This window comes from Bartonella tribocorum, assembly GCF_002778015.1.
Taxonomy (GTDB): Bacteria; Pseudomonadota; Alphaproteobacteria; order Rhizobiales; family Rhizobiaceae; genus Bartonella; species Bartonella tribocorum_B.
On record NZ_NJPP01000027.1, the window covers coordinates 1 to 24,745 of the forward strand.

The following is a 24,745-nucleotide window of genomic DNA, read 5'->3' on the forward strand; positions in this document are numbered from 1 at the left end:
ATGTAATAATATTTTTTGCTAAAAAATATCGTTTTAATAAAAAAGTATTGTTATTTAATTTTTTTGTAGAAGGAACAAAATTATAAATGGTTCATTAATTTTTCTCTCATCTATGAATGGTAAATTAGAGGCTAAAATTGGAAATAAAGTAAAATTATTAAAAATACACAGTTTTCTGCCATTTTTTTATCTATACGGGTGCATTTCAGAATGATAGACTCCTTTCATAAAAGTTCTTTTATGAATATATAAAGAAAGAGCTTTAAATATATGTAATATTTAGATTAAGCTTTTTTGCTGGCTTTACAGAATCAGAGGAGTGTCTTATTCACGCGACGCGCTATTATTTTAATCGTATCAAAAAACAGGAGAGCATAGTGAATGCTGATGAAATAAAAAAACTTGCTAATTATTTAAAAAATACATTCCAAAACTCAGCATTGCAAGTCAGAGCACGGCCTAAAAAGGATGATTCTTGTGAGGTTTATATGGGGGATGAATTTTTAGGCGTTATCTATCGAGATGAAGATGAAGATGAGCTATCCTATAATTTCTCAATGGCTATATTGGATATTGATTTAGAAAATTGATTTTCTATTCATTATTGAATAAATCCTTTTTTCCATAAGATTTATATAAGTTTTAATGCTTTAAAGCTTGTGTGGTTATTGCGTGCGATAATAAGGTGATCATGGATCGTAATGCCTAATGCATTGGCTACATCTTTTAATCTGTATGTCATTGTTATATCTGCATCAGAGGGGGTGGAATCACCAGAGGGGTGATTGTGGACTAAGATAAGTCCTGATGCGGATAACTCTAAAGCTCGAGAAATAACTTCACGAGGATAAACAGGGGTATGATCAATGGTTCCAGTTTGTTGTATCTCATCGGCAAGTAAGCCGTTTTTCTTATCGAGAAATAAAACACGAAATTGTTCACGTGTTTCATGAGCCATAACCGCTTTACAATAAGCGAGCACTTTATCCCATGATGAAAAAATATCGCGTTTAAACAGCTCTGCACGAGCAAGACGTCCAGCAACATCTGAAATAATTTTTAAATCAATTGCAGTTGCGGGGCCACATCCTTGAACCTCTTGAAGTCGATGAATATCAGCGCCTAACACATCAGCTAATGAACCAAAACGTGCTATCAAATTTTTAGCTATAGGTTTTGTATTTGCACGGGGTATTGTGCGAAAGAGCAATAATTCAAGATATTCATAATCTTCAATTGCATTTCCTTTTGACTTTAAATAGCGTTTCCGAAGACGTTCACGATGTCCTTGATAAGGTTTATCAAGCTGTGCATTTTTCTTAGGCTCTTTACTTTTTTTTTCTGAACCTGGAGTGAGTGGAGAACTTGATGTTAATGCAAAGTGATTACTGTGAATATCTTCCTTTTGATTTAATTTTTTAGCCATAACATCTCTACAGTGCATTAGATCTACGAATTTGGAATATAAAAAATATTTCTAGGAGACTGTGTAAATATTTCATACCCTTCATTTGTAACGCCAATTGTATGTTCATATTGTGCTGTCAAAGAGCGGTCACGGGTAACAGCAGTCCAACCATCAGATAAAATCTTAACTTGTGGCTTACCAAGGTTAATCATAGGTTCAATCGTAAACATCATGCCTTGTTTTAATTCGATTCCTTCTCCAGGATTTCCATAATGGAGAATATTGGGGGCATCATGAAAAAGTTGACCGATCCCATGTCCGCAAAAATCTCTCACAATTGAGCACCGTTCAGATTCTGCATACTGTTGAATGGCTGCACCAATATCACCTGTCGTTGCCCCAGGTTTAACGACAGTGATTCCTCTCATAAGACTTTCATAGGTTATTTGTAAAAGGCGTTCTGCAGCACGTCTGATTTTTCCAACAGGATACATGCGGCTTGAATCACCATGCCAACCATCACGAATAAAGGTCACATCAACATTCACAATATCGCCTTCTTGCAAGGGTCTTTTATTGGGAATACCATGACAGACAACGTGATTGATAGAGGTACAGCACGAATGACTATATCCATGATAATTTAGATCAGCAGGAAGAGCTCCTTTTTGTGCACCAAAAGTAAATACAAAATCATCAATTTCTTGCGTAGTGACGCCAGGTTTAATCATATCCGTAAGCGCATCAAGGCATTCTGCTGCAATACGACCAACTTCACGCATTTTAGCGAAAGCATAGTTATCGAAAATGCGGATTTTTCCATTAAACTTTAAAGGGATTTTGTTATATTCAATATACTCAGTCATTGTTTCTTCTGTTTTCTATTTTTACTCTCTGAATCGGAAAAATGCCTTCTACACTTATGTGACACTTTACAGCATAACATTCTACCCCTGACTTTAATGCTAAATCAAATTTACGTCCATAGAGTGGATCAAGATCATGACAGATTGTAAAAGCTGTACAATCTTCTCGTTGAATAATATAAAGCATAGCAGCTCGTTTTCCTTGTTGTACGACTTGCATGAGTTCTTCAAGGTGACGGGCACCACGTTTTGTCTCAGTATCAGGAAATTCTGCTAATCCTTTTTGACGGATAAAATGAACATTTTTGACTTCTAGGTAACAATCAGGAAGATTGTCATCCCGTAAAAGAAAATCAATTCGTGATTGTGTCCCATAGCGTTGTTCTTTTAAAATTGTTTTATATCCATTTAATTCTGGTAGTAATCCGTTTTCAATTGTTTCTAACGCAAGTTTATTAGGTAAAGCGGTATTAATACCAACCAAAGTATTATCGGCTTCAACAATTTCTAATTGATAAGCATATTTTCTCTTGATGTTTTTATGATATGAAAGCCAAATATTGGCGTTGGAAGCTGTCAATCCAAGCATTGATCCTGTATTCGGTACCGACACGGTGAAGATATGTTGATCATCTTGTTTAACATCTGCAAGGAAACGTTTATAACGACGGATAAGTTTTGCAGGAAAAAGTTTGGAAGTAAAGTGCATATCCCTTTTTTAGGATTTATGATTTCATAATTCAACTGAGATTATGGTTTATAGGCGTTATTTCCTATTAAAAAAAATAAAATTGATGTAAAAAATGCTACGATATCTTATATAAATTGTATAAACGCCATCATTCACTTTAATGGTTTTTTAAATTTACGATTAGGAAATCGACACGCTTTGAGTGAGAAAATAACATTGCCTTATAATTTATTATTAAACAGCATTAGAGTAATATGAAAAGGTTGCGTTAAAAAATAGTGGAGAGGGAGATCGTTTAAGTGAAACTAGGTAAAGTTGATGGCTGGAACGAATAAGAATCGTAAAAATTTAACAAATGGTCCCATTATTATTTTAGTTGAACCGCAGCTTCCTGAAAATATTGGTATGGTCGCAAGGGCAATGGCAAATTTTGGGCTTTCTAAGCTTCGGCTCGTTAAACCTCGAGAAACATTTCCGAATGAAAAAGCTAGAGCTGCTGCAAGTAAAGCTGATCATGTCATTAACGACACCGTGATTTTTGATACATTGCGTGATTCAATTGCGGATTTACACTATGTTTTTGCTACAACAGCACGTGAAAGATGTGGATTTAAAACTGTAAAAAGTGCTGTCGAAGCAGCAAATATACTGCGTCAGCGTGAAAATATCGGGCATAAAACAGGTATTGTCTTTGGAAGAGAGAGATGGGGACTAGAAAATGATGAAATCAGCCTTGTTGATGAAATCATCACTTTTCCAGTTAATCCTGCTTTTGCCTCACTTAATATTGCGCAAGCAGTTCTTTTGATGTCTTACGAATGGATGAAAATAGGTCTAGAAAATGTGAGTGATACGGCATTTCGTGCACCAGAGATGGAACCTGCAAATAAAACAGTGTTTCATGGTTTTTTATTTCAATTAGAAGAGGCTTTGGATATCCGTGGCTATTTTAGACCCCAAGAACGAAAAGAGGTTATGCTTGCAAATTTGCGTTCTGTTTTTACGCGCGCCAATTTTAGTGAATCTGAGGTTCGCTTATTGCGAGGTGTGATATCCTCATTGGATCATTTTTCTCCACAATATCCACGGGGGAGTAGAGCGCCCCAAGAGCGTGATCGTCAAAAAATTAAAAACAAGTGTGAAAACTGATGGATGAGAGGCCTGTTCTTTTTTTTGATAGTGGTATTGGGGGTTTAACAGTGTTGAGGGAAGCGCGCGTTCTTATCCCTGAAATACAATTTATTTATGTGGCTGATGATGCAGGATTCCCTTATGGAAATTGGGAAGAAAATGTTTTAAAAAAACGCATTTTAAAGATTTTTGCAAATCTTTTAACACATTATAATCCCGCCTTATGCGTAATTGCTTGCAACACAGTTTCTACACTAATGATGGCAGATTTACGAAAAAACTTTCCTCATGTTCCTTTCGTAGGAACGGTTCCTGCAATTAAATCAGCTGCTGAACAAACAAAATCTGGTTTTATTTCCGTATTAGCAACTCCTGGAACAGTTAGGCGTGCTTATACAAATGAATTAATTAACTCTTTTGCTGGACAGTGTCATGTTCAGCTTGTAGGGAGTGAAAAGCTTGCTGGATTTGCTGAAGATTATTTACGGGGAAAATCTATTGATTCAGAAGAATTAAGAAAAGAAATTCTCCCATGTTTTGTGAAAAAAAATGGCAAATATACTGATATTATTGTTTTAGCCTGTACGCATTATCCTTTTTTGATTAATTTCTTTCAAGAACAAGCTTTATGGTCCGTTAAATGGATTGATCCTGCAAAAGCGATCGCCAAACATAGCAGATCATTATTGCCCTTGTCGGAAAAAATATCTCAGAACCCCATAAAGAAATATCAAGATTTTGCATTATTGACGTCGAAAGATAGCACTTCTGCAACGAAGCATTTGTTAAAAGGATTTGGCTTAAAACTTATGAAAGGAGTTGACTTTGGGATACGGGATCAATAAAGATACTTTGGCTTTTTCTTTCAGGAAAATGGCATTCATTGACGTGTCCCGTGGATAACTTCGCATATTGGTATGTTGAGCTATTCTGTCAGTCTTTTGTATTTAAAGGCAGAGGAGGGCGCGTTTCCTTGGGGTCTTCAAGATCTCGTGTTTTATTTTAAAGGAAATGCGATGAGTAAACGCGAAACAACAAAATATAAAATTGACCGTCGTATGGGAGAAAATATTTGGGGTCGTCCAAAATCTCCTGTCAATCGTCGTGATTATGGTCCAGGACAGCATGGACAGCGTCGTAAAGGAAAACTTTCTGACTATGGGGTGCAATTGCGCGCTAAACAAAAGTTGAAAGGATTTTATGGCGATATTTCAGAAAAGCAATTTCATAAAACTTATGTGGAAGCTGCTCGGCGGCGGGGTGATACTGGTGAAAATCTTATCGGTCTGTTGGAATCTCGTTTGGATGCTGTTGTTTATCGTGCAAAATTCGTGCCTACGATTTTTGCTTCTCGCCAATTTATTAATCATGGTCATGTGAATGTAAATGGGCGACGCACAAATATTCAATCGTATCGTTGTAAGCCAGGTGATGTTATTGAGGTTCGGGAAAAATCAAAACAGCTTGTTTTGGTTTTAGAATCAGTGCAATTAGTAGAACGTGATGTCCCTGATTATATTGAAGCGGATCATGAACAGATGAAAGCGACCTTTACACGTATTCCTGCTTTTGCAGATGTTCCTTATGCTGTGCAAATGGAGCCTAATTTGGTCGTTGAATTTTATTCTCGGTAATTTTTATGAAAAAAATTGTTTCTCTTCTATTCTTATAATTTCAAACTATTGTGTTGTTTTCATAATTCTTGAGGTTAACAAATATTTTATGAATGGTTCTATATTAAGTTTATGACACTATTCTCGTGTTATAAGCTTATATAGTTCCATTTTTTTTCATATCTGTTTTGATAAATTCAGAAAATATAAATGTAAGCGTGCTTTATATTTTGTTTCTGTCTTTACAAAACGAGCGACTACTTGTGCAGGCTATGATCTTATGAATGATGTTTCAGTTGAATATCAGGCAACAGAAGAAAACGAAGAGAAAGATGATCTTTTGGCAAACCAATCAGATGATTGTCATCTAATATTTCGGCGTGCTCCTTCAAGTGTGGAATTTAATAAATTGCGTAAACGACTTTTGCGTCATATGCGGCAAGCTTTGGATGATTTTTCTATGCTCTCTACGGGAAAAAAATGGCTTGTTGCTTTATCGGGCGGAAAAGACTCTTATGGTTTATTGGCACTTCTTTTAGATTTAAAATGGCGTGGTCTTTTACCTGTTGAAATTCTTGCTTGTAATCTTGATCAAGGACAACCAGGATTTCCTAAACATATTCTTCCAGACTTTTTGAGCTCTTATAAAATTCCCTATCGTATTGAATATCAAGATACTTATTCTATTGTTACAGATAAATTGGCACAGACGCAGACATATTGTTCACTTTGTTCTCGATTGCGACGTGGTAATCTCTATCGCATTGCACGTGAGGAGGGCTGTTCGGCATTAATTTTAGGGCATCATCGTGATGATGTTTTGGAAACATTTTTTATGAATTTGTTTCATGGTGGACGATTAGCTGCCATGCCTGGAAAACTTAAAAATGATGAAGGAGATCTTTTTGTGTTACGTCCTCTTGTCTATGCTGCTGAAGAAGATATGGAAAAATTTTCTCAAGCAATGCAATTTCCGATTATTCCTTGTAATCTTTGCGGTACTCAAGATGGTTTACAACGGAATGCAATGAAAGAAATGCTAAAAAATATTGAAAGACAAATGCCAGGACGTAAAGATACAATGATTCGCGCTTTAACGAATGTGCGCCCAAGTCATTTACTTGATAAGAAATTCTTTGATTTTAAAACCTGTTAATAAAAATGAGATATTTTTAAAAATAAGTTTAAAGATTTTAAGATAACACACTTATTTATAAAGATAATTTATTGCTTTGAAATTTAACTACCTACCGTAGTTATTTTATTTCACATTCTCTTATATTGTATCCATAAAAAATATTTTCCTGCATATCAGAAGCAGGGTTCTTGTGTGTATAAAACACATTTTAAAAAGCTTCCTTTAAATAACCAATGACTGTCGCAATAGGGGAAAATACTATAATGATTGGTTTGCTCTTTTTTTAAGTAAAACTGAGAGAGCTTTTTAGATTTCATTTTATCCTGTTGTGCTAAAAAACATCTCGTCATTTAGGGTGGTGAGCCAAAATTAGATTAAGCGATTGATAAAGTTAAGTATTTTTAGAGTGCATAGCAAACATTGAGGGGGGAAGAAATTGTGCGTAAATCCTCATGAAGTGAGTCACATAAGTAACCGCGTCCTATGGTAAGTCGTCACTTTTTTATAAACCGCCTCTGATGGGAAACTTCATCATTGGGGATGGGAATAAGTTAAATTTTTTCAAACTGCTATACCATAAAGGTCATAGGCATCCGATTGTTCGATTTTAACGGTGACAAATTCACCGATACGCAAGGGGCGTCGTGATGATATATGGACAACACCATCTATTTCTGGAGCATCGTATTGACTACGTCCTTTGGCAACTTTTCCTTGACTTTCATCGATAAGGACTTGGAGTCTTTTTCCAATTTTTTTCTTTAAAAGATGTGTCGAAATTTGTTGTTGTTTTGCCATAAAACGATGCCAGCGATTTTCTTTCACGTCCTCAGGAATATTTTCTAATCCCAAATCATTTGCAACGGCCCCTTTTACTTCTTCATATTTAAAGCATCCAGCGCGTTCAATTTTTACCTCTTCTAGCCATTCTAGCAGCATATTAAAATCTTCACTCGATTCACCTGGAAATCCAACAATAAATGTTGATCGTAAAGTAAGATCTGGACATATTTTTCGCCACTTTTCAATTCTACGATTCGTTTTTTCCATAAGAGCAGGACGCTTCATATGACGTAAAACAGTCGGTGATGCATGCTGAAAAGGAATATCCAGATAAGGAAGAATCTTTTTTGCAGCCATAAGTTCGATAACTTCATCCACATGAGGATAAGGATAAACATAATGCATACGTACCCAAATCCCCATATCCCCTAGTTCACGACAAAGATCAAAAAACTTCGTTTTAATTGTACGATCTTTCCAAGAATTTTCGAGATATTTAAGATCAATACCATAAGCACTCGTATCTTGTGAAATAACCAAAAGTTCTTTTACGCCCGCTTGTACGAGTTTTTCAGCTTCGCGAAGAACATCACTAATGGGGCGTGAAGTAAGATCACCACGCAGTGTAGGGATGATACAAAAACTACATCTGTTAGAGCATCCCTCAGAAATTTTTAAGTAGGCGTAATGACGAGGTGTTAAACGAATACCTTGGGGAGGAACTAAATCAAGAAAAGGATCATGAACAGGAGGAATTGCTGTATGAACAGCTTGTATAACACTTTCATAAGCTTGTGGTCCTGTAATGGCCAATACATTAGGATATGTTTGGCGAATCACATCAGGATCAGCACCAAGACACCCTGTTACAATAACTTTACCATTTTTTTTGAGAGCTTCATCAATATTGGCTAATGATTCTTTTCTGGCAGAGTCAAGAAAACCACAGGTATTCACAATAACGACATCAGCTCCTTGATGCTGACGTGAAATTTCATACCCTTCAGAGCGGAGACTTGTAATAATTCGCTCAGAGTCTACGAGTGCTTTTGGGCATCCGAGAGAGACAAAACTAATACGAGGTGCTACCATGATAATCCTATCGTCACTATGAAAAAAAGCAGAAAATATTCTTTAATTTTTATACATAACAATCTGTTATGAAGTCATTGGATTTTTTTCTACAATATTTTTGCATGCATATAAGTTTAGCTTCACGCATATAAGTTTAGCTTATTGTATTGTCAAATACTGTTGTTGAAGGGACAATATAAGACAGACTCCTTTAAAGCATTCAAGTTCTTTTTAGAATGCATGGCGGATATTTTAAAGCCTATTTATCAAACATTTACTTTAAATGTAATACATGAAAGGGAATAGTAAGGAAAATTCATCCGGCAAGAATCTGAATCATTTATAGACCAAATTGAAAAGGGATATCTTTGGACTATGAAAAGAAAGTCAATTGCGTGTGGCACCATATTAAAAAATACTTAGCAGTTTTTTTTACTTCATTTTATTGTGATGTCTATCGCGTCTTATGAGGTTTATTTTTTAATATTTGCGAATAAGTCCAGTAAGTTTTCCTTGTATTTCTACACGATCGGATTTGTATGTACGTGCTTCGTAGTGAGGATTAGCGGCTTCTAATGCAACAGAGGTTCCTTTGCGTCGATAACGTTTTAATGTTGCCTCTTTTTTATCAATAAACGCGATAATAATTTCACCTGTTATAGCTGTATTTTGACGTTTCACAATAATCGTATCTTTATCAAGAATACCAGCCTCGACCATAGAATCATCTTTAACTTCTAATGCGTAGTACTCACCTGTATTAACCATATCATGAGGGAGAGACAGTGTGCTTATTTGTTGCAATACAGCAGAGGTAGGCACGCTTGCAGAAATACGCCCCATAATGGGAATGGTGATATTTTTTTTTTCTTCTGCCTTAAAGTTATCAAGATCACTCAAATTTTTTGATCTTTCCCTTTTATTTTTTTCTATCGTACTGGGAGAAATCTTACGAGCTAAAGAAAGGTTAAATGTTATTTTTTCAGGAAGTCGAATCACCTCCACTGCTCGAGCACGATTGGGCAAACGGCGTATAAAACCTCGTTGTTCTAAGGCTATAGCGAGCTTATGAATGCCAGACTTTGAAGAAAGTTCTAAAGCATTTTTCATTTCTTCAAAAGAAGGAGAAACACCCGTTTCTTTTATATGATTGTGAATAAACAAGAGTAGCTCATATTGTTTACATGTTAGCATTCAATGTTCCAATCAAAAGAATAAAAAATATTACAGTAAAAAATACGTGTATATTATAATAATTTTACATTTTTTTCGTTAAATAAAAATTATTTACTTTATTTTTTATTTTATAAATAAAATGAATGAGGCAATATGTTTGTTTATAGACATATTTAAATATGATAAGTGTAAAATTTTACTTTAATAAATTTACCATAATATTTTTTATAGATTATAAAATCTATATTAATATTAAATCATATATAAAAATATTTTATAGCTCTGGTTGAATTACCCGACACTAAATTTTATGATTAGTGTTATCCTTCTATTTTTTTTAAATAGATCTAACGTGTATAAATTTTGTAAAAAATTAAATAGAATGCATTCTTTCAATAGCGTAACGGATCATTTTATGTGTATTGGGAATTATTTTGTATATTGTTCCTGTTTTTTTAATTTTTTAGTCAAATTATCTATAGCTACAATAATGAGCATAATTTTTAGTCATGCCTGATATTTTCAAGGAGACTCAATTTTTTCCGCTTCATGTCTGCTTTATTCTATAAAATAATTGGCTTTTGTTATAGAATCATTGTGCATGAATGAAAGTTATATCCTCAAAGTGCCATTGTTGCTTATTTACATATTTGTTTTTAAAAAGATATCTCTTAATGTGTTTACTTCCATCCAGATGATCTTGCAAATAACATAAAATCTATGGGGAAACGCTCTCTTCACATCATACGACTATACTATTTTGCCACACCTCGTATTGCGATAATTTTTTGTCGTTGAAAGAAAATACAAGAGATATTTTTACTTCTTTTTTTAATCGTTTTCTTCTTCTTGTGTTGGCAAACAAATGATTTTTACTCTTTTAATATAAAAGCAATAGAAGAATTTTAAATAAGAAAATCTTACAGTGTTTGGATCTCTTACGCGCGTGAGAAAATAATAAATTATTATAAATCAATATCTTACCTTGTAAATCTCTCTTCGTATTTGGAAATTAAAAACTAAAACATAAAGATATAAAAATGAATTATAGTAAGCGTTTTTTTATGCTCTACCCATGATACTCAACAGCCCATGTGAGAAGGAAGAGGGGCGTTATTTCTTATGATTTTACCACTTTGAATCTATGAAATATTTTTATCATTAGGGTGTTTTTTATCGAGATTTCAAAAAGAAGATCAAAGAGCAACTCTACAATGGTGAGGAAAGAAAAAAAATGAAAAATTATTGATAACAGGAAAAAATAATAATATTTTTTTTAAAAAGTGTTGACCAAATGAAAAGTCAACCGTATGTTCCCTTCAATTTCTGCAAACTAGATAGTCTGCAAACTAAATAGCTTGTGTGAGAGCGCGTAGCTCAGCTGGTAGAGCAACTGACTTTTAATCAGTAGGTCCAGGGTTCGAATCCCTGCGCGCTCACCAACTGCGAATATTAATTTGAGAATCTTTTTTGGTTTGATTCTTTTATTTTTTTAGACTGTTCCAGTTTTTTTGGGGTATTGGGAGAGGTTGTTTTATAAACAATCTTTTTCTATCAGCTGTTTTGGTATAAAAGTGTTCTCCTACCCAATCCAAAAGTGCTTGAATCTTGTAATATAATTACACCTGCGTTATGGCACGTGTGATTGCTTGTTTTCGCAATTCATGGGCTGTTTTTTGTACACCCGCTGCATTATATGCAACAAGCTGGTAAAATCATTATACTTATTCACAGCTTATATTATAAGGTGATTTTCTATAACCTATTGATTTATCTGTTTTTTATTTTTTGACATCTTTATATAGTGCATTTATTTCTTATGACAACCATAAAACAGTTAACAATACATTAATTTCTTGATAGAAGGGTCGAATCTAAGGGTGGTATATGCGCGAGGGATATCATTTAAAAACGTAAATTCTCCTCTCGCGTATAAAAAGCGTGACGTGTTTTTTACAGCAGTGCTTAACCAAAATAAGTGGACTGAATAATGCCTTCAAATAGTAAGCCTTCAAATAGTAAAAAGAAATTTACCTCTATTATTAAACCGACATTTCAATTATTTTCTATGATCATTATTTCTCAGTCATTGGTATCTTGTTGTGCAAGCGAAACTGCACACTTTTCAATAAAAGATTCCTATCATAATAAACCAATTAACGTAAATACTTCTGCTTTACCGAAACAAATATCCAATAAGAAAAATCAATCAAAAGAAAAAAAGCTTGGACGGGCGGTTGTTGGTAAACCTTACCAAATAAAGGGCAAGTGGTATTATCCTGAAAATGATCCAACATATAAACGTGTTGGCGAAGCATCATGGTATGGTTCAGATTTTCATGGGCGTTTAACGGCCAACGGTGAGGTTTATGACATGAATCTTTTGACAGCGGCTCATCCTACAATGCCTTTACCTAGCTATGCTCGTGTTACTAATTTGAAAAATGGATCTTCTCTCATTGTTAGAGTGAATGATCGCGGACCTTTTATGAAAGACCGTATCATTGATTTATCAAAGAAAGCTGCAACAATTCTTGGTTATGTCGATAAAGGGGTTGCAGATGTTAAAGTGGAATATATTGCTGAAGCCCCTGTTGGTTATTATGATGATGCATATTTAATGGCCTCTTATACTCCTGGAAATGCTACTTCATATTCATTAGCATCAGAAAATATTTTGAAAAAAAGAGAAATTGTTTTATTCAAGGAGCGCAATACAGGAAACAAAGAAGAATTAGCTAAAGCAGCTTCTGTTTCACAAGAACAACCCAATAAGACTGTTATCGTGAAATTACCAGAAATTGGTCCTATCATGGTTGATAAGCCCGTGCCGTTCGATCAAGTTGCTTCTATAAATAAAAGCTAAACAAAAGAACAAAGGTCAATTGGCTACAACTGTTTTAAGGAAAAATGCGTTGATTTTTAATCGATATCATTTTTCAATAAAAGGTGATAAAAAGGGTGGAGTGGAGTGTTATTTTAGTACATCTCTCCAATCCATTACCAGTCTATTCTTAATTTTATGACGATATTTGCTAATAAAGCGCGTATTTTTCTGCTGAAAAAGCTTTTACCAAATTGAAAATAGGCGGGTTACGTGGGTTTATTTGTGTAATCTCCTAAAACGGCTGTACAGTCTCATTGGGAAAAGATGTAAAGTTTTAAGAAGAAGAAAATATTTCCTTTTGATTCGGCTTTACAACCTTCGAAAGCATACGATGTGATATCTTATCAAGAGATTACGCATCGCTCATGCCGCTTTATTGATTTCTTAGAGTAACACCCTTCACGTAAAGTAAAAACCTCAAATAAAATACACTTTTGTATTGCCAATTCACACGTGCTCATTTTTCATTTTAAAGAGGCATGTCTGGCTTTCGAGCCCATTTTATAATAGCGTTCGTGAATGGTAGAACTGTTAAAGCCATTAGGCATCACATTCTTTAAACGTGTGAAGATATAAACCGATATCATCATACATTTTGCAAAGCTCTTATATTTGCGATAATTCTTAGCACTTGAAAGATAAGAAATATTCCTATCCCAATCCTGCTTATGACACATAAGCAAGCGGTTTTGATGGATTCAATAGGTGAGAGTTTAGGGTGGAGGAAATCTTACAGTATTTTTTCCAGCTTAAAGTTAGAACAGTAATCTTTTATCGTAAATAAGCCAATGTACTAGAAATACAAAAGATAAAAAGTCTTTTTTTTCTTCATGCTTTAAAATGTTAGAATGACTCCTTGCGTAGAGAATAAAATCTTTTCTTGCGTTGTCAATAATTCCCAAATTTTCGGAAATAAGAAAGTTTTTTCCTATAGAGTGATTCTTGATGCTGATCTTTGGATGGGAGGAGCGGTTATGTATACAGTATTAAGGATCATCTTATTGACCTTATGGGGAATATTGGCATTTAATACGTGGGGGAAAGCGCAAGATTTTCAAACTTCCGCTTCACAAGTGTTATTACTTGATGATGAGACAGAGACAATACTTTATGAAAAACAAAGTGATATTCATTTTTTTCCTGCTTCATTAGCAAAATTGATGACGGCGGAAGTCGTCTTTCATCAATTAAAAGAAGGATTGTTAAAGAATACCCAAAAATTCAAGGTCAGTGAAAATGCTTGGCGTAAGGGTGGGGCACCTTCCGGTACAACCACTATGTTTGCAAAAATAAAGACAGAAATTAGTGTTTCTGATCTTTTGCGTGGTTTAATTATTGTCAATGGAAATGATGCTGCTATTATTCTGGCTGAAGGAATATCAGGAGATGAAGCCCATTTTGCACAGCTGATGAATCAGCGTGCTAAAATAATTGGGTTATCTCAGAGCCATTTTGTTAATGCAACAGGGCTTCCCGAAGAAGGACAATTTGTAACAGCACGCGATATGATTATATTGGCGCGTCATATTGTTCAGGAATATCCAGATTATTATGCACTTTATCGTCAGCCTCATTTTACGTGGAACAATATTTTTCAACGGAATAAGAACCCTCTTGTTTCTAAGGAAATTGGTGTAGAAGGATTTGGTTTTGGCTACAGCGAAAAAGAAGGATTTTCAATGGTTGCCACCATTTATAAAAATCATCAACGTCTTTTTTTAGCAATCAATGGTTTGCAAGATGGTAAAAAACATACAACGGAAATAGAACGCATTCTTCAATGGGGAATAACGGCTTTTGATCTCAAGACGATTTTCACAAAAGGAGAAAGGGTTGGTCGCGCTTCTGTTTATGGTGGAAAGAAAAGTTTTGTTCCACTTATTGTCAAAAAACCGATAAGTTTTATGCTTTCCAATGAAAAAGAAGTTAATGTTAAAGCAAAAATTAAATATCATGGTCCATTGAAAGCTCCCATCGTTTCAGGGCAACCCGTTGGCGTTATTCAAATTTTAGAAGATAATAAGGTTCTTTTGGAAAAACCAGTTTTTGCTGAAGTGAATGTTCAGAAAGGAAGTTTCTTTACAAAAGTAAAAGATGCATTCTATGAAATAACAATTGGATGGTTACGGAAATATTTTTAGTTATGCGCTAATAGGATTAAGGTTTATACGTGTCAGGTTATTTTATTACATTCGAAGGAGGGGACGGAGTAGGAAAAACAGTGCAAATTTCTTTACTTGCTGAATATCTCTCTCATCAAGGTTATGATGTTATTACAACACGAGAACCAGGAGGAACGGCAGGGGCAGAAGCAATCCGGCATATTTTGTTGTCGGGGCAGGCACAGCAGTATGGACCGTTGATTGAAGCTGTTTTGTTTACAGCGGCACGTACCGACCATGTTGCCGAGATCATTGCGCCTTCCTTACAAAACGGAAAAATCGTTTTATGTGACCGCTTTATTGATTCTACGCGCGTTTATCAAGGACTCAATGAGACAGTCAATTCTTCTTTTCTTTCTGTTTTAGAGTGTATTGCGCTTAATGGTATTATGCCTCATTTAACATTTTTATTAGATATGCCAGCAGCGTGTAGTATAAAGCGTGCAAATTTGCGAAGAAAAAAAACTGAAGAAATCGATTATTTTGAAAAAAATACATTGGAAATTCAAGAACAAAGGCGTCAAGCTTTTCTTCAATTCGCAAAACAAGAGCCACAAAGGTTTCGAGTCATTGATGCGACGGGTTCAGTAGAGGCCATTGCCTATCAAATAAAAAATATTTGTCATCAGATATTGTTGGATAATCTTTCATGAGTGATGTAAATACCTTACGACAATATGATGATATTGATACAGTTTTATCTTCGTCCCAGAATAATGTTATCTTTGGTCATGAAGATGTTCGTTGCTTTTTGACACAAATGCTTAAAAAGAAACGTTTGCATCATGCATTATTATTTGAAGGAGAATATGGGATTGGAAAGGCTACATTAGCATTTCATCTTGCTTGGAATATTTTAAGTTCTCAAAGGGAAAGTTTTCTAAAACCAGATTCTCATTCCGCCACATGGCGTCAAATGACACAAGGCAGTCACCCTGGGCTTTTATATATTTCACGTCGATTTGATGTGAAAACACAAAAGTTTAAAACAGGAATACTCATTGATGATATTCGTGATATTATGCATTTTTTAAGCCGAACATCGCAAAATAATGGATGGCGTATTATTATTATTGATTCTGCAGATGATATGAATAGAAATGCTGCCAATGCAATTCTTAAAATACTTGAAGAGCCCCCTGCAAAAGCACTTTTTATTATTATCGCGCATTCTTTAGGAAAATTGCTTCCAACAATCCATTCACGCTGTCAAAAAATTTCCTTTCGCCCGTTGAATCATGATGAAATGAAAAAAGTCATTACACATATTTTCACTAACCAGGATTTACCTGATGAAAAAACCATTGAAATGATTGTTAAAAAATCCAAAGGAAGTCCTCGAAAAGCCGTTTTACTTATTCGCCATGGCGGTCTTGAAATTATTAAAACGATTGATACGCTCCTAGAACAACCTGTTTGTAACGCAACGATTGTACACACGCTTGCACAAACATTTTCATTTGTTTCTTCCCCATTCCAATTTCAACAATTTTGTGATGAAATTCTTGATAAAATTCAACAAAAAGCTATCATGCTTGTTGAAAAAGGAAATTTATTTCTCTCAAAAAAATATGCGCAAAAATGGCAAGAGATTCATCGAGAAATAGAGGAAATACAACTGTTTAATCTCGATAAAAAGCAGTTTGTTATTAATTTACTTTTTAGAGTTCATAAGATCATTCACGAGGATTAGTTTTTCCGTGACAATATGATGAACAGACGTTATGTCATTATATCTTTTATTTATAGCGTTTTTACAACGAGTATGACATGCGTGACACATATTACATAACAACTCCTATTTTTTATCCTAATGGTAATCCGCATATTGGACATGCCTATAGTGCCATTGCAAGCGATGTCTTAGCCCGCTTTCAACGATTAAACGGAAAAAAGGTATTTTTTCTTTCTGGTACAGATGAGCATGGTCTAAAAATGCAACAAACCGCAGAAGCATTGGGCATGAAACCTCAGCAGCTTGCAGATCGTAATAGTGCTGTGTTTCAAAAAATGCTTGAGGTATTAAATTGCTCTAATGATGATTTCATCCGTACGACAGAAGAGCGCCATTATCAAACTTGTCAAGAAATTTGGAAAAAGATGAAAGAAAATGGCGATATTTATCTTGGTCGTTATACGGGGTGGTATTCGGTTCGCCAAGAAGCCTATTATGAAGAAAAAGATACGGAAGTTGGACCAGACAATATCCGACGCGAAAAAGAATTAGGTTCTCCCGTTGAATGGAATGAAGAAGAAAGTTATTTTTTTAGACTTTCTCGTTATGAAAAGGCGCTTCTTGAATATTATGAAAAACATCCTGATTTTATTGCTCCCCTTGAGCGACGTAATGAAATTATAAGTTTTATTAAATCGGGTTTAAAAGATATTTCTATTTCACGGGCAAGTTTTAATTGGGGAATTGCCGTTCCTGAGAATCCCAAACACGTGATGTATGTCTGGGTTGATGCGCTTACAAATTATCTGTCAGCAATTGACTTTTTTAATGAAAATTCAAAAAAACGTGATTTTTGGCCTGCAAATACGCATGTCATTGGTAAGGATATTATTCGTTTTCATGCTGTCTATTGGCCGGCATTTTTAATGTCTGCGGGAGTTGAGCTGCCTAAAAATATTTTTGCCCATGGTTTTTTACTTAATCGTGGTGCAAAAATGTCGAAATCTGTTGGAAATGTCGTTGATCCTTTTGAAATGATTGATCATTATGGTCTTGATCAGGTTCGTTATTTTCTTCTCCGTGAAGTTCCCTTTGGACAAGATGGTAGTTATAACCATGAAGGCCTTGTCAACCGTATTAATGCCGATCTTGCTAATGATCTTGGTAATTTAGCGCAGCGTTCTTTATCTATGATTACCAAAAATTGTGATGCAAAGGTTCCTAAACCCGCAGCATTTTTAGTTCAAGATAAACAGCTTTTAGAACAATCTCTTCAAGTGCTTGAAATTGTACACCAAGCGATGTCTTCTCATAGTATGCATTTAGCTCTTTCAGCTATTTTTTCAACTGTAGCAGATGCCAATCGCTATTTTGCCAACGAACAACCTTGGAGTTTACGGAAAAGTGATCCAGAGCGATTTTCTACAGTTCTTTATATAACTGTAGAAATCTTGCGACGAATAGGCATTATGCTTTTGCCTTTCATCCCTCAATCAGCAGAAAAGCTTCTTGATAGCCTTGCTGTTGCTGAAGATGATCGGTTGTTGTATCATATAAGCCATGCAAAAATTCAAGAAGGACTTGATCTTCCACCGCCAGAACCGATTTTTCCTCGTTATGTCTTGAAGAAAGAAGATTCTCATCATGCTCATTGATACACATTGTCATCTTGATTTTGAAGATTTCTCACAAGATTTGGATAATGTTATCCAACGGGCTTTAGATGCTGACGTTGGACGTATGATAACAATTTCAACCCATGTTCGTAAGTTAGATAAGCTGTTAGCCATTGCGCAAAATTATGATCAAGTGTTTTGTTCCGTTGGAACACATCCCAATCATGCACATGAAGAACAAAATATTACAGCCAAAGAGCTTATAGAGTTCTCGAAGCATCCTAAAATTGTTGCATTTGGGGAAGGGGGGCTTGATTACCATTATGATTATTCTACACCAGAAGAGCAAAAGAAAGTTTTCCAAGAACATATTATTGCTTCTCGAGAAACACAGATTCCTCTTATTATACATTCACGCAACGCGGATAGCGATATGGAGAACATCTTACGTGAACAGATAAAGAAAGGGGCTTTCCCTTTTATTCTTCATAGTTATTCGTCAGGAATGCAGCTTGCTCGTGCTGGTATTGAACTTGGTGGTTATATTTCTTTTTCAGGTATTCTTACTTTTAAAAACGCATTTGAAATCCGTGAAATAGCAAAAATGGTGCCCCATGAGTATTTACTGGTGGAGACAGATGCACCATATTTAGCCCCCACGCCTCATCGAGGAAAAACCAATGAACCATCTTTTGTATGCTATACAGCAGCTGTTTTGGCTGAAACAATTGGCTTAAGTATTGAAGAAACAGCTCAAATAACAACGCGGAATGCTTTTCGTTTATTTAGCAAAATGAAATAAGGTAAAAGCGATGTGTGATCAGTACCGATTTACAATATTAGGCTGTGGTCCCTCTCCAGGAGTTCCACGGCCTAATGGCGATTGGGGAGCATGTGATCCAAATAACCCTAAAAACAATCGCTACAGAAGTTCTTTATTAGTCGAACGCATTAAACCCTCAGGAAAAAAAACAACGGTTGTTATTGATACAGGTCCAGATTTTCGCTCACAAATGATCGATGCGCGTGTAAGCCATCTTGATGCTGCTCTTTATACGCATTCTCATGCAGATCATATCCATGGTATTGATGATTTACGCAGCTATGCACTTGCACAAAGATGTTTAATCGATATCTATGCAAATAGGCACACACTAGAACATCTCAAAAATGCTTTCGGATATTGTTTTCAAACAGAAAAAGTTTCATCTTATTCACCTATTTTAAAAGAGCATCTTATCGATGAAGACAGCCAATTTATGATTCAGGGGCAGGGTGGAGAAATAAGTGTCAATACACATTTACAATACCACGGAAACATTCATTCCTTAGGTTTTCGTATTGGGAATGTTGCCTATTGTACAGATGTTAGTGAATTTCCTAAAAAAACATTATTCAAATTAATGGATTTGGATGTTCTTATCATTGAAGCCCTTCAATTTAAATCTCACCCGAGCCATTTTTCTGTTGATCAAGCATTACAATGGATAGAATATTTAAAGCCCAAACAAGCCATACTTACACATATGGATAGATCACTAGATTACAATGCGGTTGTCAATTACGTTCCACCACATGTTCAGCCGGCATATCAAGGGCTTATTTTTGAAACAGACGCATAAGCTTATTATAACGCAATATTTCACGTTTAATAAAAACACTTTTTTAAAATTATCCTTTATTTTGTTTTATTTTTGTCGTAATTGGGTACTTTATGTCAAAAACAAGATTTTTTTTATGTATAAAAATTTTAAGCATGCTATATGTTTTGTGATTTTAGCGGTTTCCTTGACAGCATGTGGGGGGGCGTTTAGAAAAAAATATTTCAACAACAACATTACATGATGGAACAATGAGTTGCGCCGATATTCAACGGGAGTTTTGGGCTAATAAACGTCAGATAAATGATACAATTGCAGAGCGCTCTAAAGCAAGAAATAAAAATGTAGCTTTAGCAGCAGCAAGTGTTGTATTTGTACCTGCTTTGTTTTTTATGGACGTAAAATCAAGCGAAAGTAATGAAATTTCAGTTTTAGATAATTGTAATGCTGTTTTGAATTATTTTGCGCGTATGAAACTTTGTAAACAAGAAGGTCTTGATCTTCCATCACCAGAACCGAATAACTATTTTGGTCTTTAGAGGGATATAATATTTTAAAGACTAATGAGGCAGCATGTGCTCTATGTGCTTTTTAATTATTAATAATTAATTTTGAGATATAAAAAGATGCATGTTTCAAAGTAGAGTTTGTTGTATCTCTCCGTTGGGGGGAGATTGAATTCTTTACATCGCATAATATATATTATGGAACTTTTTGGAAAAGGTACATTATTTTATAGCATTAGCATTTTGAAATTAAAAAAATGAATAACTATTTCTAATGAATATTTTTCACTAAACATATGTGTTGTTTGGAAATTTTGGCGTGTACTTTTTAAATTTTAAAAACTTGATGACTTGAGATTGAAAACCAATCCTGTTTTATTTTGGCTGGAAAATTTCAATCACAATCGTTTTTTATCTTTTAAAAAAATCATCATAATTTGTAGGATCACAAAAACTAAAAATAATATTCCATGAAATAATGAAACAAATGGCTGATAAATAAAATTGGAATAATAGATTATTATTGTTTCAATCAACGCTGCACTACACCATAAAATAATGCCCCATAGTGAATACATCCAAAGTCCAAGCAAGGCAATGGGATAAAGAATAGCCAATATAGCTGATGCAAATTGCCACTGCCAAGGCATAAGATCAAAACGCCATAGAATACCTGGAAAGACACCAACAAGGCGTATCCAATAAAAAATACTCAAACTTAAGCAAATAAGCGCCAAAAATCGCAAATAACAGTTATAAATTAAATTGATTTTTGAAATCCGTTTGTGTGAAGTGTTCTTCACAATAATAACTCTTGTTCAACAGGTTGGAAGTAAGAATTGACCATTTCATCTGTTACATTTGAAAGTTTATCTGGCTGCCATTGAGGTGTTTTGTCCTTATCGATTAACATAGCACGTATCCCTTCATAAAAATCATGTGAATTAATCATATGATGTGTAATACGGTTTTCAATTTTTATACAATCTTCCAAAGTTCGAGGTGTATTTTGTTTCATTTGTTTCCAGATCACTTTTAAACTTATCGGAGAACGTGACAGCAAAATATCATAACATTCTTTAGCAAATAAAATACCTTCATTACTTTTTTTATGAAGCAATTCAAGACATTCTTCTAATGTCTCAGTACTAAAACAAGTGTTAATAATACAACGTATTTCATGATTCGTTTCATAGTCTTTTGTAATTGCGCACTCTTCTAAAGCTAAACTAGGATCTCTTTGCTCAATAATAGCTTTTCTAATTATATCAAATTTAATTTCAGGAATAGCATGTGTTGCTAATCCTAAATTTAAACAATCTCCCCATTTTATACGTGCACCGGTCAATGCAAGATAAATGCCAAAATGATTGGGAAGAGATGGTAAGAAAAAACTTGCACCAACATCTGGAAAAAATCCAATCGCACCTTCTGGCATAGCAAAAACTGTATTTTCTGTAACAATGCGATGTGAACCATACAGAGAAATGCCTACTCCTCCTCCCATCCAAATGCCGTTTAAGAAAGAAATGTAAGGCTTTGAAAAACGTTTAACATAAGCATTTAAACTATATTCATCCCTAAAATATTGATAAGCAGAAGCACTTTTCCCCATATGATAGATTTCTACAACATCTCCACCAGCACAAAAAGCACGTCCCTCCCCTTCAATTAAGACACAAGAAACCTCATTATCGGTTTCCCATGTCTTGAGCGCTTTTTTTAAAGCGGAAACCATTCGTTGATTAAGAGCATTTAATGCTAAAGGGCGTGAGAGTTTTATAATCCCAGCACATCCTTCTTTCGTAAAAGAAATATCATTCTCTGCTCCAAAATCAATTTGCATCTAATATCCTTTTTAAAATAGCTAATCTACTGTTTTTTTATATTTTTTGCCCCAAGTTGAGGAAATATTTGCATGATCGCGCCAATACAATATATATAAATTCCTGTTATTGAAATCCCTATTTTAACCCAATATGGCGCCTCTAATTGATAAAAGAAAGCAGAAACACCAAAGAAACACCATAAGAGGAAAATTGGAAAATTAATTTTCCGCAAACGAATGACTCTTACAGGATGGATAAAATAAATTGGCAAAAAAGATATAATTGCCGATAAAACAATGATGATAAAAGTAATCCATTCCTCTGGTCTTACGACAAAAAGTGTGAAAACCATCATATTCCAAACAACAGGAAATCCTTTAAAAAAGTTTTCTTTGGTTTTCATACCAGTATCGGCATAATAAATAGCCGATGAAATAACAATGATTGCACTTAATGCAAACGATAGACCTACCCCCATAAAACCACTTTGATAGAGGGCAAAAGCAGGAATTAAAACATACGTTACATAATCAATGATATTATCTAACAGCTCTCCAGACCATGTTGGAAGTACGTATTTAACATCAAGTTTGCGTGCAATGGGTCCATCTATACCATCAACGAGAAGCGCAAGCCCAAGCCAACAGAACATAGCTGTCCATTCTTTTTGAGAAGCCGATATAAGAGAAAGAAATGCTAAAAATGATCCCGAAGCTGTTAGTAAATGAACAGAAAAAGCCTTTGCTTGGGGCATTGTTACTTTTTTATGGCGTAATAATTTAGCATTTCTTTTGATATTTTTTGTTAGTTTACGTTTCAAGGTTTTCTTATCCTCGCTTTTAAAGTCTTCATTCATCTACCAATACGCCATTTTTATCCATGATATGACTCAGTGTAGAAAAAATCATAAAAAGGTTACTTTTTTATATCGCATCATTTATTACATAATATAATAGAAGGGCTTCATACAATAAAAAGAGAGCAATCATTTAGAAATGTTAAAATATTTGCTCAATGAGGAAAGGCTCAACGCGTTGTGATAATTGAAAAGAAAGAATATAAAGCTATTACTGTTATTGGTGCAGGTCCTGTCGGGATGCTCGCTGCATTGAGTCTTGCACATGAAGGATTTTCTGTTTTTCTTGTTGGCCCTCCTACTCATACAGATGAGTTACGAACAACAGCTCTTATGATGCCTGCAATACGCACGCTTGAAAAGCTCAATATTTGGAATAAGCTTCAAAAACAAGCTACTGCTTTATCATGCATGAGAATTATCGATATAACTTCTAGGATTGTGCGTGCTCCTACGGTGCATTTTTCTTCTGCTGAAATTGGTGAAAAATTTTTCGGCTACAATATACCCAATATAAAATTGAACAATGCTTTGGAAGATGCTGTTACACATACGCCCAATATTAAAAGATTTGCTTCTGAAGCCAAATCTTTTAATCACACCAAAAGCCATGTATGTATTACTCTTGCTGATGATAGAGTCATTAAAGCACCATTTGTTATTGCTGCTGATGGACGCCACTCTCTTACGCGTGCGGCTGCAGGGATAAGTGTCAAACAGTGGAACTATCCACAAAAAGCACTTGTACTCAACTTTTCTCATGAATTTTCTCATCAAAATACATCAAATGAATTTCATACAGAACATGGTCCATTTACACAGGTTCCGCTACCAGGGCACAGATCCAGTCTTGTATGGGTTGTTCACCCTTCTCGTGCTAGGGAGTTATTGAATATAGAATCAAAAGAAGTTGCAAAAATAATCGAAAATCAAATGCAATCAATGCTCGGAACACTAAGCTTAGAAACATCAATTCAAGCATGGCCACTTTCAGGCCTTCTCTCTCGTCACTTTGCTGCGAATCGAACGATTTTAATGGGGGAAGCTGCTCATGTTTTTCCCCCTATTGGAGCACAAGGATTAAATTTAGGATTCCGTGATGTTCAAACTTTGATTGATATTTTACCTAATCAAATATCCGACTTTAACGCTGAAATGATTGTTACACGATATAACCAATATCGCAAACCAGATATATTAATCCGAAGTGGCGCTGTTCATATCCTCAACTCTGCTTTACTTTCTCATATGTTGCCTGTTCATATCATGCGCAGTATTGGGCTTGGTCTATTAAATAATTGCTCGCCATTGCGCAATTTATTTATGCGCGAAGGAATGTATCCTGGTTATGGATTCAAAGAAATGATGCAAATATTTCCAACAAAATCGCCCTAAACAAACTCTATTGAGAAATAATAAATAATAACGCAAAATAAATTCTAATTTTTTATCTAAACAATCATGAAAAATAAGAAATAATAGTAATTACATAATGTATCAATAWCTAAAGAAACAGTTATTTATAATAATTCATTTTGCAAATACATTTATTTAGTAAAAATATAATATTCTACCATGCGTTTTCTTATGTAAATATTTAAGAATGTTTTTAAATTTGGATATATACAATAACAAAAAAGAATTATTTTGTTCTTTAAGAGATATTGTTTAATATTGCGCTTTGAAGAATATCTATTACTCATATGAGAAAAATTTTAATTTCATATTGTTAT

Annotated in this window: 21 protein-coding genes, 1 tRNA gene and 1 pseudogene; 15 read left to right on the plus strand and 8 right to left on the minus strand. The window is 34.6% G+C overall.

The window, feature by feature from the left end:
• Positions 1-377: 377 nt before the first annotated feature.
• On the plus strand, positions 378-590 hold the full coding sequence (locus CEV08_RS06945; RefSeq protein ID WP_100130946.1) for a DUF3126 family protein: 213 nt from the start codon (positions 378-380) through the stop codon (positions 588-590).
• Between the two features lie 41 nt (positions 591-631).
• Here the strand turns inward: CEV08_RS06945 and radC are convergent, their stop codons facing one another.
• The 3 genes from radC to sfsA are packed head-to-tail and all read right to left on the minus strand — an operon-like array spanning position 632 to position 2,983.
• Positions 632-1,426 (minus strand): RadC family protein, encoded by a 795-nt coding sequence (gene radC / locus CEV08_RS06950; protein WP_100130947.1) that lies wholly within the window; start codon positions 1,424-1,426, stop codon positions 632-634.
• Positions 1,427-1,449: 23 nt separating this feature from the next.
• A complete protein-coding gene (gene map / locus CEV08_RS06955) occupies positions 1,450-2,274 on the minus strand; it encodes a type I methionyl aminopeptidase (RefSeq protein WP_100130948.1) in 825 nt (274 codons plus the stop codon).
• On the minus strand, positions 2,267-2,983 hold the full coding sequence (gene sfsA / locus CEV08_RS06960; protein ID WP_100130949.1) for a DNA/RNA nuclease SfsA: 717 nt from the start codon (positions 2,981-2,983) through the stop codon (positions 2,267-2,269). The genes map and sfsA overlap by 8 nt, the downstream gene beginning before the upstream one ends.
• 300 nt (positions 2,984-3,283) lie before the next feature.
• Between sfsA and CEV08_RS06965 the strand changes: the two genes are divergently transcribed.
• The 4 genes from CEV08_RS06965 (at position 3,284) to ttcA (ending at position 6,865) form a co-directional block, all read left to right on the plus strand.
• The gene (locus tag CEV08_RS06965) at positions 3,284-4,114 is read left to right on the plus strand and encodes an RNA methyltransferase (protein WP_100130950.1); all 831 of its coding nucleotides are present in this window, start codon (positions 3,284-3,286) and stop codon (positions 4,112-4,114) included.
• Positions 4,114-4,941 (plus strand): glutamate racemase, encoded by an 828-nt coding sequence (gene murI, locus CEV08_RS06970; protein WP_100130951.1) that lies wholly within the window; start codon positions 4,114-4,116, stop codon positions 4,939-4,941. The genes CEV08_RS06965 and murI overlap by 1 nt, the downstream gene beginning before the upstream one ends.
• Positions 4,942-5,112: 171 nt before the next feature.
• On the plus strand, positions 5,113-5,730 hold the full coding sequence (gene rpsD, locus CEV08_RS06975; RefSeq protein ID WP_100130965.1) for a 30S ribosomal protein S4: 618 nt from the start codon (positions 5,113-5,115) through the stop codon (positions 5,728-5,730).
• A 259-nt stretch (positions 5,731-5,989) separates the two neighbouring features.
• The gene (gene ttcA / locus CEV08_RS06980) at positions 5,990-6,865 is read left to right on the plus strand and encodes a tRNA 2-thiocytidine(32) synthetase TtcA (RefSeq protein WP_100130952.1); all 876 of its coding nucleotides are present in this window, start codon (positions 5,990-5,992) and stop codon (positions 6,863-6,865) included.
• 543 nt (positions 6,866-7,408) lie between these two features.
• Here ttcA and rimO read toward each other — a convergent pair.
• Both rimO and lexA read right to left on the minus strand, forming a co-directional pair.
• Positions 7,409-8,722: a 30S ribosomal protein S12 methylthiotransferase RimO gene (rimO, locus tag CEV08_RS06985; RefSeq protein WP_100130953.1), complete on the minus strand. Its 1,314-nt coding sequence runs from the start codon at positions 8,720-8,722 to the stop codon at positions 7,409-7,411.
• A gap of 462 nt (positions 8,723-9,184) precedes the next feature.
• Positions 9,185-9,898: a transcriptional repressor LexA gene (gene lexA, locus CEV08_RS06990; RefSeq protein ID WP_100130954.1), complete on the minus strand. Its 714-nt coding sequence runs from the start codon at positions 9,896-9,898 to the stop codon at positions 9,185-9,187.
• 1,348 nt (positions 9,899-11,246) lie between these two features.
• On the opposite strand from lexA, the gene CEV08_RS06995 reads away from it, so the two are divergent.
• The 9 genes and pseudogenes from CEV08_RS06995 to CEV08_RS07035 all read left to right on the plus strand — a co-directional run bounded on the left by CEV08_RS06995 (position 11,247) and on the right by CEV08_RS07035 (position 20,360).
• Positions 11,247-11,322 (plus strand) — tRNA-Lys (locus CEV08_RS06995).
• Positions 11,323-11,870: 548 nt separating this feature from the next.
• Positions 11,871-12,746, plus strand: coding sequence for a septal ring lytic transglycosylase RlpA family protein (locus tag CEV08_RS07000; protein WP_100130955.1), 876 nt, complete (start codon positions 11,871-11,873; stop codon positions 12,744-12,746).
• Positions 12,747-13,741: 995 nt separating this feature from the next.
• Positions 13,742-14,908, plus strand: coding sequence for a D-alanyl-D-alanine carboxypeptidase family protein (locus CEV08_RS07005; RefSeq protein ID WP_100130966.1), 1,167 nt, complete (start codon positions 13,742-13,744; stop codon positions 14,906-14,908).
• A gap of 29 nt (positions 14,909-14,937) precedes the next feature.
• Positions 14,938-15,582, plus strand: a complete 645-nt coding sequence (gene tmk / locus CEV08_RS07010; RefSeq protein ID WP_100130956.1) for a dTMP kinase — start codon at positions 14,938-14,940, stop codon at positions 15,580-15,582.
• Positions 15,579-16,622 (plus strand): DNA polymerase III subunit delta', encoded by a 1,044-nt coding sequence (locus CEV08_RS07015; RefSeq protein ID WP_100130957.1) that lies wholly within the window; start codon positions 15,579-15,581, stop codon positions 16,620-16,622. The genes tmk and CEV08_RS07015 overlap by 4 nt, the downstream gene beginning before the upstream one ends.
• 77 nt (positions 16,623-16,699) lie before the next feature.
• Complete coding sequence (gene metG / locus CEV08_RS07020) at positions 16,700-18,259, plus strand: methionine--tRNA ligase (protein WP_100130958.1); 1,560 nt, start codon at positions 16,700-16,702, stop codon at positions 18,257-18,259.
• Positions 18,249-19,022 (plus strand): TatD family hydrolase, encoded by a 774-nt coding sequence (locus CEV08_RS07025; RefSeq protein ID WP_100130959.1) that lies wholly within the window; start codon positions 18,249-18,251, stop codon positions 19,020-19,022. Before metG ends, CEV08_RS07025 begins: the two co-directional genes overlap by 11 nt.
• Before the next feature lie 10 nt (positions 19,023-19,032).
• Positions 19,033-19,842, plus strand: coding sequence for an MBL fold metallo-hydrolase (locus tag CEV08_RS07030; RefSeq protein ID WP_100130960.1), 810 nt, complete (start codon positions 19,033-19,035; stop codon positions 19,840-19,842).
• A 115-nt stretch (positions 19,843-19,957) separates the two neighbouring features.
• Positions 19,958-20,360 (plus strand): annotated as a pseudogene (locus CEV08_RS07035) (hypothetical protein).
• A 365-nt stretch (positions 20,361-20,725) separates the two neighbouring features.
• Here the strand turns inward: CEV08_RS07035 and CEV08_RS07040 are convergent.
• Genes CEV08_RS07040 through pcsA form a run of 3 tightly spaced genes read right to left on the minus strand, consistent with a single transcriptional unit; the run spans position 20,726 to position 23,012 of the window.
• Positions 20,726-21,130 (minus strand): DUF6163 family protein, encoded by a 405-nt coding sequence (locus tag CEV08_RS07040; RefSeq protein WP_100130961.1) that lies wholly within the window; start codon positions 21,128-21,130, stop codon positions 20,726-20,728.
• Positions 21,127-22,173 (minus strand): enoyl-CoA hydratase/isomerase family protein, encoded by a 1,047-nt coding sequence (locus tag CEV08_RS07045; protein ID WP_100130962.1) that lies wholly within the window; start codon positions 22,171-22,173, stop codon positions 21,127-21,129. Before CEV08_RS07045 ends, CEV08_RS07040 begins: the two co-directional genes overlap by 4 nt.
• A 26-nt stretch (positions 22,174-22,199) precedes the next feature.
• Positions 22,200-23,012, minus strand: coding sequence for a phosphatidylcholine synthase (pcsA, locus tag CEV08_RS07050; RefSeq protein WP_100130963.1), 813 nt, complete (start codon positions 23,010-23,012; stop codon positions 22,200-22,202).
• A gap of 180 nt (positions 23,013-23,192) precedes the next feature.
• On the opposite strand from pcsA, the gene CEV08_RS07055 reads away from it, so the two are divergent.
• The gene (locus CEV08_RS07055) at positions 23,193-24,407 is read left to right on the plus strand and encodes a UbiH/UbiF family hydroxylase (RefSeq protein ID WP_100130964.1); all 1,215 of its coding nucleotides are present in this window, start codon (positions 23,193-23,195) and stop codon (positions 24,405-24,407) included.
• The last annotated feature ends 338 nt before the right edge of the window (positions 24,408-24,745 follow it).